The sequence below is a fragment of the Arthrobacter sp. 05L417 genome, from assembly GCF_056397865.1.
Genome location: NZ_JBFTOG010000046.1, coordinates 1 through 14,396, shown reverse-complemented (window position 1 = coordinate 14,396; position 14,396 = coordinate 1). Strand labels below are relative to the sequence as shown.

Sequence of the window (14,396 nt, the reverse complement as noted above, 5' to 3'; positions counted from 1 at the left end):
GTTGCAACTAACGCACCCAACTTCCCCCACCCTCCCCCAACTGACTCGCACTTGTTGTCGTTTAGCGCCCTCAAAACGACAACAAGTGCGAGTCAGTTGGGTGGTGAGCGAAGACTCTTGACGGTGACGCGCAACACATCTATTCTGGTGCAACAGCGTTGCGTTGAATGCAACCCCAAAAGTTCTTGGTGGATTCATGAAAAACGAAACATCCTCCGTGGCAGCAATCCAGGGAAACGCCAGTGCCGGATCCAAAGGCGGGTCCGGCGACCTTCCCGATGCGGCAGCCACCCCGGGCGGCCCGTCAAAGCCAACGGCTAGCCACACAGTCAGCAAAGACACCCGCCGCCGCGTTATCACTGCAAGCTTCATCGGCAACTTCGTCGAATGGTTCGACTACGCCGTCTACGGCTACCTTGCCGGGATCATCTCGACCGTCTTCTTCCCCGCATCGGACCGGCAGACCGCACTGCTCGCAACGTTTGGCGTCTTCGCCGTCTCCTTCTTTGTCCGTCCATTGGGCGGATTCATCTGGGGCCACATCGGTGACCGCCTCGGACGCAAACAAGCGCTCTCCCTCTCGATCGTGCTCATGTCCGTGGCTACGTTCTGCATCGCCCTCATCCCCGGCTACAACACCATCGGCGTCATGGCGCCGGTCCTCCTGCTGCTCGTCCGGGTTGTCCAGGGCTTCTCGGCCGCCGGCGAATACGCAGGTGCCTCAGCCTTCCTGGTGGAATACGCGCCGGCCAATCGGCGCGGACTCTATGCCGCCGTCGTACCTGCCAGCACGGCGGCAGGCCTGCTGCTCGGTTCCCTGCTGGCGGCACTGCTCAGCACGGTACTGAGCGCGGAGCAGCTCGGCGAATGGGGCTGGCGATTGCCCTTCCTCCTGGCCGCCCCGATGGGCCTGATTGGCCGCTACATACGTACCAAGCTCGAGGACACCCCGGCCTTCCGAGAAATGGCCGCGAAGGACACCGCGGTCAAGGCTCCGGCCTTCGCGATGTTCAAGACGTACCGCAAGCAGCTGATCATCGCGACGGGCGCGGTGCTGCTCAACGCCGTCGGCTTCTACGTGATCCTCAGCTACATGCCGACGTACCTTTCCGAGGAGCTTCACTTCGGTGCGGCCGAATCGTTCCTGGCCACCACGATTGCCCTCGTCAGCTACATCGGATTCATCTTCCTGACGGGTATCGCCTCGGACAGGTTCGGCCGGAAGCGCATGCTCATCACAGCGTCCGTGCTGTTCGTGGTGCTGACCGTTCCCGCGTTCATGCTCCTCGACACCGGCAACTTCCTGGTCATTGTCCTGGTCCAGATCCTGCTGGGCGCCATGCTCACGCTCAACGACGGCACCCTGCCCAGCTTCCTTGCCGAGCTCTTCCCCACGAGGGTCCGCTACAGCGGCTTCGCCGTCAGCTTCAATCTCTCCAACGCCCTGTTCGGCGGCACCGCCCCGTTCATGGCAACACTCCTCATCGGTCTGACCCGCAACCAGCTGGCCCCCGGCTGGTACCTCGTGGCAGCCTCCATAATTTCCCTCATCGCGGTCCTCTTCGCCGTAGAGACTTCCAAGAAGCCCCTGCAGCAGGACTGAAAACAACCCACCCATTGAAAGGAACACCACCCATGACCATCACCGAGAATGAAGCCGTCAGCGATGTCGCCAAGCTTGAACGCCTCAAGGTCCTCAACAACGGAGAGAAAGTCTCCCTGACGTTCTCCGACACAGAGTTTGAACGACGCCTCGCGGGTCTTCGCCGGATCATGGCCGAGAAGGATCTGGACGCCGTTGTCCTGACCAGCTACCACTCCATCAAGTACTACTCCGACTTCCTGTTCACCTACTTCGGCCGTTCCTACGCCATGGTGGTCACGGCCGAGGACACCGTCACCGTTACCGCCAACATCGACGCCGGAATGCCGTGGCGCCGCAGCTACGGGGACAACCTTGTCTACACCGACTGGCGCCGGGACAACTACATCTTCGGCATCCAGGAAGTGCTGCGAACCCGCGGGATCACCGTCCGTCGTCTGGGTGTTGAGGACGATTCCCTTCCGCTGGACAACCGCAACAAGATCCAAGCCGCCTTCTCCGGCGCGACGCTTGTGGATGTGGCCCAGGCCGCGATGCGCCAGCGCATGATCAAGTCTGCCGAAGAGATCGAGGTCATCAAGCACGGCGCCCGGATCGGCGACCTCGGCGGCGAGGCCATCCGCAACGACATCACTGCAGGGATCACTGAGTACGAGGTCGCCCTGATCGGCACCGAAGCCATGGTCCACGAGATAGCCCGGACGTTCCCGGACTCCGAGATCCGCGATACCTGGGTGTGGTTCCAGTCCGGCATCAACACCGACGGCGCCCACAACTGGGCAACCACCCGCAAGATCCAGGAACACGACATCCTGTCACTGAACTGCTTCCCCATGACCTCGGGCTACTACACGGCCCTGGAGCGGACACTGTTCTACGGCGAACCCGATGCCCGCTCCCTGGAGCTGTGGAACATCAACGTGGAGGTCCACAAGCGCGGACTGGAACTCATCAAGCCCGGGGCAGTCTGCAAGGACATCGCGGCTGAGCTGAACGAGATCTATGTTGCGCATGGACTGCTCGCCAACCGCACCTTTGGCTACGGACACTCCTTCGGCGTCCTCTCCCACTACTACGGACGTGAAGCCGGACTGGAGCTGCGCGAAGACATCGACACGGTCCTGGAGCCAGGAATGGTGGTCTCCATGGAGCCGATGATCACGGTCCTCGATGGCCAGGCGGGTGCCGGCGGGTACCGGGAACACGACATCCTGGTGGTCGGTGAAGACGGTGCCGAGAACATCACCAAATTCCCCTTCGGCCCGGAATACAACATCATCGGCGCCTAGCACCCACCTCCAATGGACATGCCCTGTCTTGCGCCCGAGCAATGGACATATGACTCATATGCTCATTGCTGTAGGCCAAGGCTGGGCATGTCCCCATTAAAAGAGCCATATAGTGACCATCATGACCCCAGCAGAACCGCGTGCAGAACGGCGTGCAGAACCGCGTACAACCATCAGCGACACCCCGGCCAACGGCGATTCCAAAGGCGCTTCGGTACTCGAGAACGCCATTGCCGTGCTCCGCAGCTTCACCGCCGAGGAACCCTTGCTGGGAGTCACCGAGATCGCCGGCAGGATCGGCTTGCACAAGAGCACCGTGTCCCGGATCCTGGCGACCTTCGAACAAGAACACCTGGTGGAACGCGACCCCGAGTCCCGCCGCTTCCGGCTCGGCCTGGGGATGATCGCCCTTGCCGGCCCGCTCCTCGCCGAACTCGAGGAGCGCCGGGTGGCCTATCCCGTCCTGCGCGAACTGAGCGAACGGACCGGCGAGACGAGCGCGCTCATGGTGTGGAACGGGAGCGAATCCATGTGCGTGGAGCAAATCGCCAGCCGGCACCAGGTCAAGCACCTCGCACCGTTGGGTGCCCGCTACAACGAGGCGCTCAGCTCTTCGGTACAGGTCTTCCTTGCCGCCGAAGACGCCGACCGTGTCCGCAAGCTCCTCCGCAGCGGCTCCATTACATTGCCCGGTCTCGACGAGGAAGCAATCGAGGCCTACCTGCTTCGGCTGCAGGAGTCCGTGACCCGGGGCTGGGCCTTCAATTTCGGCGAAACGTCCATCGAAGAAGTCGGCGTCGCATCGCCCGTCTTTGACCACCGCGGAGACATCGTTGCCTCCGTCCTGATCCCGGCGCCGAAGTTCCGGGTCTCGCAGGACACGCTCGCCAGCCTCGGCGAGGCATGCCAAGCCGCAGCCCGCAAAATCACCACGCGCCTGGGCGGCCGCGCCCCGCACTAACTCCCAAGTAGTCCCCACCGCGACCCTCGCCTCGCAAGTCCCCACGGCCAGGGAACCCTGGCGGTGTGGGCCCACGCAGTTGTCGTTTTGAGCCGCCATAAGGACAACAAATGCGAGTCAGTTGGGCCGGCCGGGCGGAACCCACGCAGTTAGCCCGCGACGACGGCGAGCGCTTCCTCGACGCTGTCCACCAGGAAGATCCGGCCCTCCATCACTTTCCCGGCAGCAAGGCTCTGCAACATGGGCCACGCGGGATACTTGTGCTCCCAGTGGTCGCGCCCCACGAGCACCATGGGCGTGACGGTTTCCGGGGCGCCGTAGAAGTTCTCGCACGCGTCCTGGAAGATTTCCTGCACAGTGCCGGCTGAGCCCGGGAGGAACACGATCCCGCCGTTGCACAGTTCCAGCAGGATCGCTTCGCGCATGGAGTTGGCGAAGTACTTGGCGATGTGGGTGGCGAAGAGGTTGGGTGGCTCGTGCCCGTAAAACCAGGTGGGGATGCCCAGCGACGTCGTTCCGCGCGGATGGTGCCCGACGACGGCGGCCGCCGCCCGCGCCCAGGCCGTCACCGAGGGGCGGAAACCCGGCACCGCCGCGAGCGATTTCAGCGCGACGGCGAAGTCGGCGTCGGGCAGGCCGCTCAAGTAGGCGCCGAAATTGGCGGCTTCCATGGCGCCCGGGCCTCCCCCGGTGGCCACCGTGAAGCCGGACAAGGCCAAGAGCCGTCCCAGGCGCGCGGCGTCATCGAAGTCCGTGGTTCCGCGTTGGGCGACATGCCCGCCCATGACTCCCACGATCTTGTTCCCTGCGAAATCCCCATTGCCCAGGAGCTCGTCCAGGGCGTCCCCGATGGCGTGGTCGTGCAGCGCGGCGGCGAGGGTGGCGTCCAAGCTGGTCCGTTGCCCCGGCATGATGCTCCAGTGGTAGACCTGGGCGTCCAGGGTGGCTTCGTACTCCGTCGAGTCGATGTCCTCGTACAGTTCGGCGGCGCTGTAGAGGCTGCCCCGGTACGGGTTGAACGGTACTCCGCGCAGCTTGGGAAAGATGAGTGCGCCGCGGCTGCGCAGCGAGTCCTCGACCCCGTCATCAAAGGTGCAGCCCAGAAAGATGGCGCCTTGCGGATCCATCCGCTGCAGGTCCGCCCGTCGACCTCGCAGGTCCAGCGACTGGGCGTGCCATCCGTGCATCGTCACGGCACCGGAGCTCAGAAGCCTGTCGAAATGGGCCACGCTCTCAATGTCGAGCGTGCGGGGACTGGGAGTCAGGGCGCGGGACGGATTCATGGCATCAGCGTAAGCCCGCGGTTCCCGTTGCGCAGGAGTCGCCCGGCCAGTGCATCATGGAGCATGCAGACTTCCGAACAGCAGAGCAGCGTCCGGCCCCGGATCGGTATTCCCGTCCGCCTCAGCAGCTCCGAAGACGCGGATGCCCGCGTGGGAGAGGCGAATGAACTCTTCGACTTCATCGTCGAACTGGTGCGCGACGCCGGCGCGGAGCCCGTACTGCTGGACGCCTCCTTCACCGACGAAGCCGGCCAGCTGGCCGCCGAGCTCCGTTCCCTCAACGGGGTCCTGCTGCCCGGCGGCGGTGACCTGGATCCGCGACTCTACGGCGAAGAAGCGACTGAAGCCTGCTACGACGTCAACCCTGACCAGGATCGATTGGACCTGGCGGTCGCCCGTGGATCGCTCGACGCCGGTTTACCCACCCTCGGCATCTGCCGCGGCCACCAGCTCCTCAACGTGGTCTACGGCGGGACGCTCATCCAGGACATGCATCCCTCACTGGTGGAGCATAACGGCCTGACCCCGGCGGAAGGTGAGCTAAGTGCCTGGGCGTGGCACGACGTCGAACTTTCACCGCATTCAAAGGTCGCTCGCCTCCATGGCTCACGGAACTCGGTGCGGATTGCTTCGGGACATCACCAAGCCGTGGCGCGGGTAGGCGATGGCTTGGTGGTCACGGCGGTCGCGGAGGACGGGACCGTGGAGGCCCTCGAGGACCCGCAGCGCTGGGTGGCATCCGTGCAATGGCATCCCGAGGCCTCGCAGCTGCCCGACGAGGAACGGCTCGCCCCGTTCAAGGCTTTCGTGGAAGTCTGCAGGACGCTGCGTCCCGTGGGGTGATGGAGACGGCAGCCTCCGCCCGCCAGAATCAATTTCCCGCGCCCGTGAACCTGACGGCTCCGGAATTCGTCTCATCAATGTGGCAAGCACGTTCTCGCCACCGGACACGAGGAGCGGGGAACGAATCATGAGGAACAACGCCAAGGCCTTGATGGCCGTCGTAGGAGCGGCCGCCCTGATCGGCGTGAACGGTTGCGGAGCGTCCGGAACCGGCTATCAGGGCGCGTCTTCGAGCCCGCCTTCCGCCGCGTCGTCGACTGCTCCGCCGTCCGGGACCTCCCAATCGCTCACCATCACCATCAAGGACTTCGGCTATCAAGGACCCGTCTCGGTCAGCCCTGGCGGCAAAATCACCGTCAGGAACGAGGACGCCCAGGCCCACACTGTCACCTCGGACGACGGAAAGGCCTTCGACGCCGCCGTCGACGGCGGGGGCGGGACAGCCCAGTTCACCGCGCCCACCACGCCGGGCAGCTACCCCTACCACTGCGCCTACCACTCCAACATGCACGGAACGCTGGTCGTGAAGTGAGCGTGCGTGAAATGAGGACCCTGAAATGAGCACTCGTGAAGCGGCCCGCCGCAAGCCGATGAGCCGCAGGCCCAAGGACATCCTGTTGCGACTGCTTGTGGCGGCAGCCCTGGTCATCGACGCTCTGGTGCACTTCGATCTCGCCTCCGGCTACCAATTGGGTGCCCCCGGCGGAATCGGGGAAGGCAATCTGTTCCGCCTTGAGGGCGCGGTCGCAATTCTCGTCGCCCTGTATGTCCTGGTCCGCGGCAGTCGGCCAGCCTACGCCGCCGCGGTGGTCGTCGCTGGAAGCGCCTTCATAGCGGTCCTCCTCTACCGCTATGTCGACATACCTGCCATCGGTCCGCTCCCGTCCATGTACGAGCCCGTATGGTTTTTCGAGAAGACCCTCAGCGCAGTCGCCGAGGGACTGGGCGCCGTGCTTGCCGCCGTCGGCTACGTCCGTCAACGCAGCAGCGCCCGACGCCGCCGCTGAGGGCGCGAGGTCTGGTCCTGATGTCTGGACATGCCCAAAACAAGGGACCTGAAACGGCACAATAAACGTGCCTCCGGCACCCTTGACCCGCGCAATGCTCCTGCTATCATCAGTAAAGCAGTATGTCCTATCAAGCGAACATGAGCGGACATGCTTGTGACTTCCGGGACAGTCCCGGAATGCGAGGGAGCATGCAATGGCGAATCAACTTGGCCTCACTATCGACCGTTCTTCCCCTGTGCCTTTGTACCACCAGGTGGTCCAGGGCATCGAGGCCGCCATCCACAGCGGAGTCCTGGAGCCCGGCAGCCGCTTGGACAACGAGATAGACCTCGCCGCCCAGCTCAACCTGTCGCGGCCTACCATGCGCAAGGCCATGGACGAACTTGTCCGCTCGGGCCTGTTGGTCCGCAAGCGCGGCGTCGGCACGCAGGTGGTGTCAAGCCAGGTCCGCCGGCCCCTGGAACTCTCCAGCCTCTACGACGACCTGACCAACAACGGCAAGAAGCCAACAACGCAGGTCCTCAGCTTCTCGCACATGGAGGCCGACGCCGCCACGCTGACAGCCCTCCAGCTTCCGGCCGGCTCCAAGGTCTACCACTTCACCCGCCTCCGCAAAGTGGGCGGCAAGCCGCTGGCGCTCATGGAGAACTGGGTCCGCGACGACATCGCGACTATGGACGAGGCCATGCTCGCCGAGGAAGGCCTCTACGCCATCCTCCGCCGCGGCGGCGTCAACTTCCGCCTCGCTTCGCAGCGGATCGGCGCCATGATCGCCAACGACTACCAGGCGCCGCTCTTGGAGGCGGAAGTCGGCTCGGCTTTGGTCACCATGGAACGCACCGCCGTCGACGACACCGGACGCATGGTGGAGACCGGCCACCACGTCTACCGGGCCGATTCCTACAGCTTTGAAATGACACTCGTACAGCGCTAACGCAAGGACATAACTTCATGGCCAACTGGGTCTATCCACTGGGAACCGCCAACGACGGCGATTGGGACATCTCGCTCGGAACCTCCGATTCAGCCTTGACTGTGGACGGTTGGGCCCACACCGGGCTCAAGGTCGCCACGCTCGCCGCGGGCGCCGCCGTCGAGCTCCCCGCCGCAGCTGAAGAGCGGATCATTGTGCCGCTCAACGGCGCCTTTACGGTGACGGTCGACGACGTCGAGTATCCCCTTGCGGGGCGGGCGTCGGTTTTCCATGGCCCTAGCGATGTCCTGTATTCCGGCACGAACGCTGCCGTCACCATCAGTTCGCCCGACGGCGGCCGCGTCGCCGTCGCGACCGCCCCCGCCAACGCCTCGTACCCCACCAGGCTCGTGACCGCCGCGGAAACCCCGGTGGAGTTGCGTGGAGCAGGCAACTGTTCGCGCCAGGTCCACAACTTCGGCACCCCAGCCGCCCTCGAGGCGGACCGATTCATCGTCTGCGAAGTGCTGACCCCCGCGGGCAACTGGTCTTCCTATCCCCCGCACAAGCATGACGAGGAAAAGGACGGCGAAACGCAACTCGAGGAGATCTACTACTTCGAGACCCGCGTTGCGGATGGCTCCGGCGCCCCCGCAGATGCAGACGCGATCGGCTACCAGCGCGTCTACGCCTCCGATGAGCGCCCGATCGACGTGGCCGCGGAGGTCCGCACGGGCGACGTCGTTCTTGTTCCCTACGGCTGGCACGGCCCTGCCATGGCAGCTCCCGGCTATGACTTGTACTACCTGAACGTCATGGCCGGCCCGGGACCCGTGCGCGAATGGCTCATCAGCGACGACCCCCACCACGGGTGGGTGCGGCAGGGCTGGGACGGACAAGACATCGACCCCCGATTGCCGTTCGGCGCCTAAGGAGTCCGCACACCCAATCCCCACCGCCACCCTCGCCTCGCAAGTCCCCGCCGGCTCCCAACCTTCGCAAGCTCAGGCTGGGGCCCTCGCCGGCAGGGCCCCACGGCCAGGGAACCCTGGCGGCGTGGGCCCAAGCAGTTGTTGTCGTTATGAGCCGTCAAAACGACAACAACTGCTAGTTAGTTGGGGCCTGTGATCGCCTAACAGGCTTAGGCCGTCACCAGCGCCACCCTGACCGGGACCCCGCTTGCCAGCGACTCCTGCGCGGCATCCGCCACCCGGGAAGCTGCGACGGCGTCCTCCGGGGTGCACGGGTTGTCCCGTTGGCCCAGGACCAGCTCAACGAAGGCCGCCATTTCCGAGCGATAGGCCTGGTCGAAGCGTTCGGCGAAGGTCTTGTGGGGTTCTCCGGACGGGAAGGCGATCCCGGCCTCGGCTGACTCCATGGCTGTCTTGTCGTCCAGGCCAACCATGAGGGAACGCTTGGAGCCCTGGATTTCGAGGCGGACGTCATGCCCTGCGCCGTTGTAACGGGTGGCCGAGACTGTGCCAACCGTCCCGTCGTCGAACGTGATCAGAGCCAAGGCGGTGTCCACATCGCCCACTTCTCCGATGGCGGGATCACCATTGTTGGAACCTTTGGCATAGACCTCCACGATCTCGCGGCCGGTCAGCCAGCGCAGGATGTCGAAGTCGTGGACCGAGCAATCACGGAACAGCCCGCCGGACGTTGCCAGGAACTCCACGGGCGGCGGAGCCATATCGCAGGTCACGGCGCGGAGCGAGTGGATCCAGCCGAGCTCCCCCGCTTGGTACGCGCGCCTCGCTTCAAGGTAGCCGGCATCGAAGCGACGCTGGTGGCCGATCTGCACCACGCCGTCGTTGGCACGGATATGTTCCAGGACAGGCAGCGAATCGGCCACATTCATGGCCACGGGCTTCTCGCAGAACACCGGGATACCGGCATCCACTCCCGCGCGGATCAGTTCAGGGTGCGTGCCCGTTCCGGTCGCGATCACCAAGCCATCCACTCCGGAGGCGATCAAGGCCTCTACCGACGGCAGGAACTCGGCGCCGAGACCGGCCGCCACCTTGCGGGCGTGTTCTGCGGCCACATCCGTGAGCCGCAACTCCACATTGATGCCCTGCCCATTCAGTTCCCCGTTGAGGGCGGCGATGTTGCCCGCATGCATCACGCCGATCCGCCCTACTCCAACCAGCCCGAGAACGACGTCCTTCATAGTGCTACCTCCGTTGAAAAAGCTGAGCTGTTCCGGGACTCCGCGACGCTAGGCGTGAACGCCCGGCGGAACGCCTCAAGCGCCTCCAGGTCGTCGCCGCTGGCCCATGCCTCCATGCCGACGGTGCCTTCGTAGCCCGCAGCGACGAGCGCCCGGGCCACAGCCACGTAGTTGATTTCGCCGGTGCCGGGCTCGCAGCGCCCAGGGACATCCGCCACCTGGATCTCGCCGATGTGCGGCAAGGCGGTGCGGACCAGTTCAATGAGGTTCCCCTCCCCCAGCTGTGCGTGGTACAGGTCCAGCATCATCTTCACGTTGGGATGTCCGGCCGCCTCCACAAGCGCGAGGGTGTCCTTGGCCCGGGCCAGCGGAATTCCGGGGTGGTCCAGCACGGTGTTGAGGTTTTCGAGGCAAAACGTCAGTCCGTGCTTTTCCCCGAGCGCGCCAAGTCGCTCCAGGGTCCGGGCACCCGTGATCCACATGCTGCCGTTGGAGCGGTAGACGGGACGGGCCGCTTTGCCGTCGATCAGCTCCGCCGAGTGCACCACCATGCGGCTGACGCCGAGCTCCAAGGCCGTCGGAATCAGCGTCTCCGCCGTCCTCACCACGTCCTCGGCGGTGTCAGCGTCAACCAGGCTCCCGGAGGTGTACCCGGTCATGGAGGAAAAGACCGCGCCGCTCGCCTTGAGCGCCGCAATGTCCTTGTTCCTCGAGTCCCAGAGTTCGACGTCGAATCCGGCCTCATGGATCCGACGTACCCGTTCGGTGAACGGCAACTCCGTGAAGACCATCTCGGCGCAAACTGCCAGCCGCATCAGACACCCGCCTTGCTGTTGCTCGAAACAGCCGTAACGGCCACCGGTCCGCCTTGCTGGACCGACTCGATGCAGGCCAAAGCCATCGCCAGGGCGCGCCGCGCGTCAGCGGCTCCCGGGGTGAGGGTGAAAGCGCCCGACGGCGGTTGCGCGCCGTCGCGGCGCGCGCGGACTGCCGCCGCGAAGTCCACAAGTTCTTCGGTATAGGCATCCCGGAACAGTTCCACGTTGAGCCTCGGAGTCTCCGCGGAGAGGCCCTCTGCGGTGTACCTCAGGGCAGCCGTTTCAGTATGCCGTCCAGCCTGCACCATGCCCTTGGAGCCGAAGACTTCGCCCCTGACGTCGTAGCCGTAAAGCGCGCTGAAGTTGGCCTCGGCCACTGCCAGTGCCCCATTGCTGTAGCGGATGGTGACCACGGCGGTGTCCAGGAATCCTTGATCACGCAGGCTCGGTTCCACCAGGGCGTCCGCGACGGCGTAGACCTCCACCGGCTCGGCCCCTTCGTTGAACCAGTTCAGGGTGTCGAAGTCGTGAATGAGGGTTTCCAGGAAAATCGTCCAGGCCGGAATCCTGGCTGCATGTCCGATGCTCCCGGTGCCGGGATCCCTCGTTAACGAGCGCAAGAGCTGCGGCTCCCCCACGATTCCTTCGGCCAGGTCCTTCTTGGCGGCCTGGAAGTCGGTGGCGTAGCGGCGGTTGAATCCGATCTGGAAATGTACCCCTGCGGTCTCGACGGCGCGGAGGGCGGCGTCGAGCTCTTCGAGGCTCTGCGCGGCGGGCTTCTCGCAAAACACGTGCTTGCCCGCAGCTGCGGCCTGGGCAATCAGGGAAGCGTGGAAGCGTGCCGGGCTGGCAATGATCACGGCGTCGATGTCCGGATCCGCCATGATGTCCGCGGCGTCTGCGGTGACCTTCGCCGTACCAAGCTGGGAAGCCACGGACGCCGCGGAGTCCACGTTGGGATCGGCGACGGCGGCCAGGACCGCACCGGGAACCCGGCGGGCTATGCTTTCGCCATGGAACGCTCCCATCCAGCCGGAGCCTATGAGGCCAAGCCGCACGGGCGTGGGAAGACCGGCTGAATGCTGTTCGATGTAGGCCATGGGCCCGTCCTTTCGATAGTCAGTACAACAATTGCTCAGGCGGGGACGTTGCCTTCGCCCGGGAATTCAATGCCCACTTGGCGGCGGATTTCATCGGCGACGTCCATCGTCCGGATGGAGGACGCCAAGGGCCGTTGTGGGGTTTCCATCTCACCGGCGGCGATGGCGCGGGCCACCGCTGCTGCTTCGTAATGCAAGCCCTCCAAATGCCCGCCAGCCGCTTCGTTGTGGCGAAGCCGCGTGCCGTCCGGGAACCGGATCTCGAAACCGCCGGGCATGTTGAAGGGGCCGTCGATGGTCAACGTGGCCTCGGAACCAACGATCGTTGCCGCGGTGGTGGTGAAATTGTGCAGGTGCGCATTCATCACGGCCTGGCTTCCGCCCGGGAATTGCATAATGGCGGAGAGCTGGGCGTTGACACCCGATTCGTGGGGCTGGCCGAAGGCGCTCAAGCGTTCGGGCGCGCCCAGGATCTCGGTGATGAGTGCCAGCGGGTAGGTGCCCAGGTCCAGCAGAGGCCCACCAGCCAGTGCGGGGTCGAAGATGCGGTGGCTGGGTTCGAAGTGCTCGCCGTATTCCGCGAGGACCGTTGTCACGGTACCCAGCGTCCCGGCGTCGAGCACTTGCCGGATCACGTCGAACTTCGGAAGGAAGAAGCTCCACATGGCCTCGGCGGCGAAGACGCCAGCTGCCTTGGCCTGCGCGGCGATATCCCGCGCCTGCGCAGCATTCAGACCGATCGGTTTCTCGATCAGGACGTGTTTGCCGGCGTCGATGGCGAGCACGGCAGCCGCGTGGTGGAAATTGTGCGGCGTGCATACGTACACGATGTCAATGTCCGGAGCCGTGGCCAGCTCTTCGTAGCTCCCATAGGCGGCGGGCACGCCGAAAGCGTCCGCGAACGCCTTGGACCGTTCCAAGGAACGGGAGCCGACGGCGGCGATCACTTGCGTTGAGTGGGCCTGCACCGATTCCGTGAAGCGTTCGGCGATCCACCCCGGGCCCATGATCCCCCAGCGCAACGCTGGAGCATCGCGGGAATCCGGGACCCTTGATACTGGCAGCCCGGATGAAACCATCAGTAGACCACCTTCGTGTATGCCCCGTCGCTGTGGAGCGAGCGGATCATCGCTTGTGCCAGCTGCGACGCCCGCAGACCGTCCTCACCGGTTGCGAGCGGCGCAGGCTCTCCCTTTTCGAGGGCTGAGATCCACGCCTGAAGTTGCAAGCGGTAAGCGTCGGCGAAGCGTGGACGCCAGTCTGCGGGGATTTCGGAACTGCGCTTCCCTTCCTGCCGGACATCGAGGGCGGCCGGTTCCGGGAGTGCGGCGGTGCCGAACTCTGACACGACCTCGCATCGCGTGGTGTAGCCGTACTGTGCGTTGAGGAAGAGTTCGAGGGTGGCCAGGGTGCCGTCGGCCGCGCGCAGGAGCATAAAGGCCGGGTCCCGTAGATCACCGGTACTGTGCCGGGAACTCCGCCCCGCTTGCCAGGACACCTCGGTGATAGGCGAGTCCAGCAGCCAGGGGATGATGTCGAGCTCGTGGATGGCCGAATTGGTGATGGCGGATTCCGAGCTCGCGCCCGGTCCCGCGGACGCCGTCCGGCTAATGCAGTGGACCTGCAAAGGCTCGCCTTGGGTGCGTGCCCGGGTGGCTTCGCGCAGCGCGACATAGCCGGGATCGAACCGCCGCATAAAGCCCATCGACAGCAACCGGGCACCCGTTGCTGCAAGGAGATCGGCTTCGGCCTCCACCACTTCGCGGCTTTCCAGGAGCGTGGGAGCCAACGGCTTTTCGCACAGCACCGGGGTCATTGCTTCGAAGCATTCCAGCACCAGTCCGGCATGGGTGGAGTCATGTGAAGCGACGACGACGGCGTCAACCTCGCTGGAGTTGATCAGCTCGGAAGGATCGGTGGTGATGCGTGCGGACGGCGGCGCCGCGGCTGCCGCACGTCCGGCGTCGAGGTCAGCCACAAAGGTGACTTCGGCCCCGCTGATAGTGGTGGAGAGGTTTCTGATGTGGTCTGCGCCCATGACGCCGGCGCCGATAACGCCTACCCGGATCGGCATGCTGTCTTCCCGTCTACTTCTTGTTCACATTCCGGCGGTGGCATGGCGGGCGGGGGCCCATCCGCTTTCCGGCGGACCCCCGTCTCCGTCCGCGCTGGTCTCCTGCGCGCTAGGCGTGCCGCGGGCTGCTTTCCCTTGAATCGTCAGCAGCGCCGGCGACGTCGGTCACTTCGGATACCCCGGCGACTTCGGCTTGGACTTCCTTGAGGGCCTCCGTGTGCCCGCCGAGTTGTTCGAGTTCGTGGGCGAGTTCTGCCAGTTCCGCGCCGCCGGCCATCTGGGCGGTGAGTTCGTCCAGGGTGATGTCCTTCTTGTCGTAGTAGCCGATC

Annotated in this window: 14 protein-coding genes and 1 pseudogene; 8 read left to right on the top strand and 7 right to left on the bottom strand. The window is 64.8% G+C overall.

The genetic code is table 11. From position 1 onward, the window contains the following. Positions 1-196 precede the first annotated feature (196 nt). The 3 genes from AC1DJW_RS23460 to AC1DJW_RS23450 all read left to right on the top strand — a co-directional run bounded on the left by AC1DJW_RS23460 (position 197) and on the right by AC1DJW_RS23450 (position 3,853). Positions 197-1,603, top strand: coding sequence for an MFS transporter (locus AC1DJW_RS23460; protein WP_476902653.1), 1,407 nt, complete (start codon positions 197-199; stop codon positions 1,601-1,603). Positions 1,604-1,635: 32 nt separating this feature from the next. Continuing rightward, positions 1,636-2,892, top strand: coding sequence for an aminopeptidase P family protein (locus AC1DJW_RS23455; protein ID WP_476902652.1), 1,257 nt, complete (start codon positions 1,636-1,638; stop codon positions 2,890-2,892). 121 nt (positions 2,893-3,013) lie between these two features. Continuing rightward, entirely contained in the window at positions 3,014-3,853 is an 840-nt protein-coding gene (locus AC1DJW_RS23450) for an IclR family transcriptional regulator (protein WP_476902651.1), read from the top strand. A gap of 149 nt (positions 3,854-4,002) precedes the next feature. Here the strand turns inward: AC1DJW_RS23450 and AC1DJW_RS23445 are convergent, their stop codons facing one another. Beyond that, positions 4,003-5,136, bottom strand: coding sequence for an LOG family protein (locus AC1DJW_RS23445; protein WP_476902650.1), 1,134 nt, complete (start codon positions 5,134-5,136; stop codon positions 4,003-4,005). Positions 5,137-5,199: 63 nt separating this feature from the next. Here AC1DJW_RS23445 and AC1DJW_RS23440 point away from each other — a divergent pair, with 63 nt between their 5' ends. From AC1DJW_RS23440 to iolB, 5 genes are all read left to right on the top strand, one after another. Continuing rightward, positions 5,200-5,979, top strand: coding sequence for a gamma-glutamyl-gamma-aminobutyrate hydrolase family protein (locus AC1DJW_RS23440; RefSeq protein ID WP_390283192.1), 780 nt, complete (start codon positions 5,200-5,202; stop codon positions 5,977-5,979). Positions 5,980-6,106: 127 nt separating this feature from the next. Beyond that, positions 6,107-6,511, top strand: coding sequence for a cupredoxin domain-containing protein (locus AC1DJW_RS23435; RefSeq protein ID WP_390283190.1), 405 nt, complete (start codon positions 6,107-6,109; stop codon positions 6,509-6,511). A gap of 25 nt (positions 6,512-6,536) precedes the next feature. Next, a complete protein-coding gene (locus tag AC1DJW_RS23430; protein ID WP_459342635.1) occupies positions 6,537-6,986 on the top strand; it encodes a hypothetical protein in 450 nt (149 codons plus the stop codon). A 196-nt stretch (positions 6,987-7,182) separates the two neighbouring features. Continuing rightward, on the top strand, positions 7,183-7,923 hold the full coding sequence (locus AC1DJW_RS23425) for a GntR family transcriptional regulator (protein ID WP_059388160.1): 741 nt from the start codon (positions 7,183-7,185) through the stop codon (positions 7,921-7,923). Positions 7,924-7,940: 17 nt separating this feature from the next. Continuing rightward, complete coding sequence (iolB, locus tag AC1DJW_RS23420; RefSeq protein ID WP_284751405.1) at positions 7,941-8,834, top strand: 5-deoxy-glucuronate isomerase; 894 nt, start codon at positions 7,941-7,943, stop codon at positions 8,832-8,834. 209 nt (positions 8,835-9,043) lie between these two features. Here the strand turns inward: iolB and AC1DJW_RS23415 are convergent, their stop codons facing one another. From AC1DJW_RS23415 to AC1DJW_RS23390, 6 genes and pseudogenes are all read right to left on the bottom strand, one after another. Next, positions 9,044-10,075, bottom strand: coding sequence for a Gfo/Idh/MocA family oxidoreductase (locus AC1DJW_RS23415; RefSeq protein WP_476902649.1), 1,032 nt, complete (start codon positions 10,073-10,075; stop codon positions 9,044-9,046). Next, complete coding sequence (locus AC1DJW_RS23410; RefSeq protein WP_476902648.1) at positions 10,072-10,890, bottom strand: TIM barrel protein; 819 nt, start codon at positions 10,888-10,890, stop codon at positions 10,072-10,074. The genes AC1DJW_RS23415 and AC1DJW_RS23410 overlap by 4 nt, the downstream gene beginning before the upstream one ends. Next, positions 10,890-11,993: a Gfo/Idh/MocA family oxidoreductase gene (locus tag AC1DJW_RS23405; RefSeq protein ID WP_476902647.1), complete on the bottom strand. Its 1,104-nt coding sequence runs from the start codon at positions 11,991-11,993 to the stop codon at positions 10,890-10,892. Before AC1DJW_RS23405 ends, AC1DJW_RS23410 begins: the two co-directional genes overlap by 1 nt. A gap of 35 nt (positions 11,994-12,028) precedes the next feature. Further along, a complete protein-coding gene (locus tag AC1DJW_RS23400; protein ID WP_476902646.1) occupies positions 12,029-13,072 on the bottom strand; it encodes a Gfo/Idh/MocA family protein in 1,044 nt (347 codons plus the stop codon). Then, on the bottom strand, positions 13,072-14,067 hold the full coding sequence (locus AC1DJW_RS23395; protein WP_390283177.1) for a Gfo/Idh/MocA family oxidoreductase: 996 nt from the start codon (positions 14,065-14,067) through the stop codon (positions 13,072-13,074). The genes AC1DJW_RS23400 and AC1DJW_RS23395 overlap by 1 nt, the downstream gene beginning before the upstream one ends. A 109-nt stretch (positions 14,068-14,176) precedes the next feature. Beyond that, a pseudogene (locus AC1DJW_RS23390) lies at positions 14,177-14,396 on the bottom strand (hypothetical protein); the annotation flags it as partial.

Bases quoted from the DNA above. Each gene is read 5' to 3' on its own strand.
- AC1DJW_RS23455 (WP_476902652.1), top strand. From the start codon at position 1,636: ATGACCATCACCGAGAATGAAGCCGTCAGCGATGTCGCCAAGCTTGAA.
- AC1DJW_RS23430 (WP_459342635.1), top strand. From the start codon at position 6,537: ATGAGCACTCGTGAAGCGGCCCGCCGCAAGCCGATGAGCCGCAGGCCC.
- AC1DJW_RS23450 (WP_476902651.1), top strand. From the start codon at position 3,014: ATGACCCCAGCAGAACCGCGTGCAGAACGGCGTGCAGAACCGCGTACA.
- AC1DJW_RS23410 (WP_476902648.1), bottom strand. From the start codon at position 10,890: ATGCGGCTGGCAGTTTGCGCCGAGATGGTCTTCACGGAGTTGCCGTTC.
- iolB (WP_284751405.1), top strand. From the start codon at position 7,941: ATGGCCAACTGGGTCTATCCACTGGGAACCGCCAACGACGGCGATTGG.
- AC1DJW_RS23400 (WP_476902646.1), bottom strand. From the start codon at position 13,072: ATGGTTTCATCCGGGCTGCCAGTATCAAGGGTCCCGGATTCCCGCGAT.
- AC1DJW_RS23440 (WP_390283192.1), top strand. From the start codon at position 5,200: ATGCAGACTTCCGAACAGCAGAGCAGCGTCCGGCCCCGGATCGGTATT.
- AC1DJW_RS23445 (WP_476902650.1), bottom strand. From the start codon at position 5,136: ATGAATCCGTCCCGCGCCCTGACTCCCAGTCCCCGCACGCTCGACATT.
- AC1DJW_RS23395 (WP_390283177.1), bottom strand. From the start codon at position 14,067: ATGCCGATCCGGGTAGGCGTTATCGGCGCCGGCGTCATGGGCGCAGAC.
- AC1DJW_RS23425 (WP_059388160.1), top strand. From the start codon at position 7,183: ATGGCGAATCAACTTGGCCTCACTATCGACCGTTCTTCCCCTGTGCCT.
- AC1DJW_RS23405 (WP_476902647.1), bottom strand. From the start codon at position 11,993: ATGGCCTACATCGAACAGCATTCAGCCGGTCTTCCCACGCCCGTGCGG.
- AC1DJW_RS23415 (WP_476902649.1), bottom strand. From the start codon at position 10,075: ATGAAGGACGTCGTTCTCGGGCTGGTTGGAGTAGGGCGGATCGGCGTG.
- AC1DJW_RS23435 (WP_390283190.1), top strand. From the start codon at position 6,107: ATGAGGAACAACGCCAAGGCCTTGATGGCCGTCGTAGGAGCGGCCGCC.
- AC1DJW_RS23460 (WP_476902653.1), top strand. From the start codon at position 197: ATGAAAAACGAAACATCCTCCGTGGCAGCAATCCAGGGAAACGCCAGT.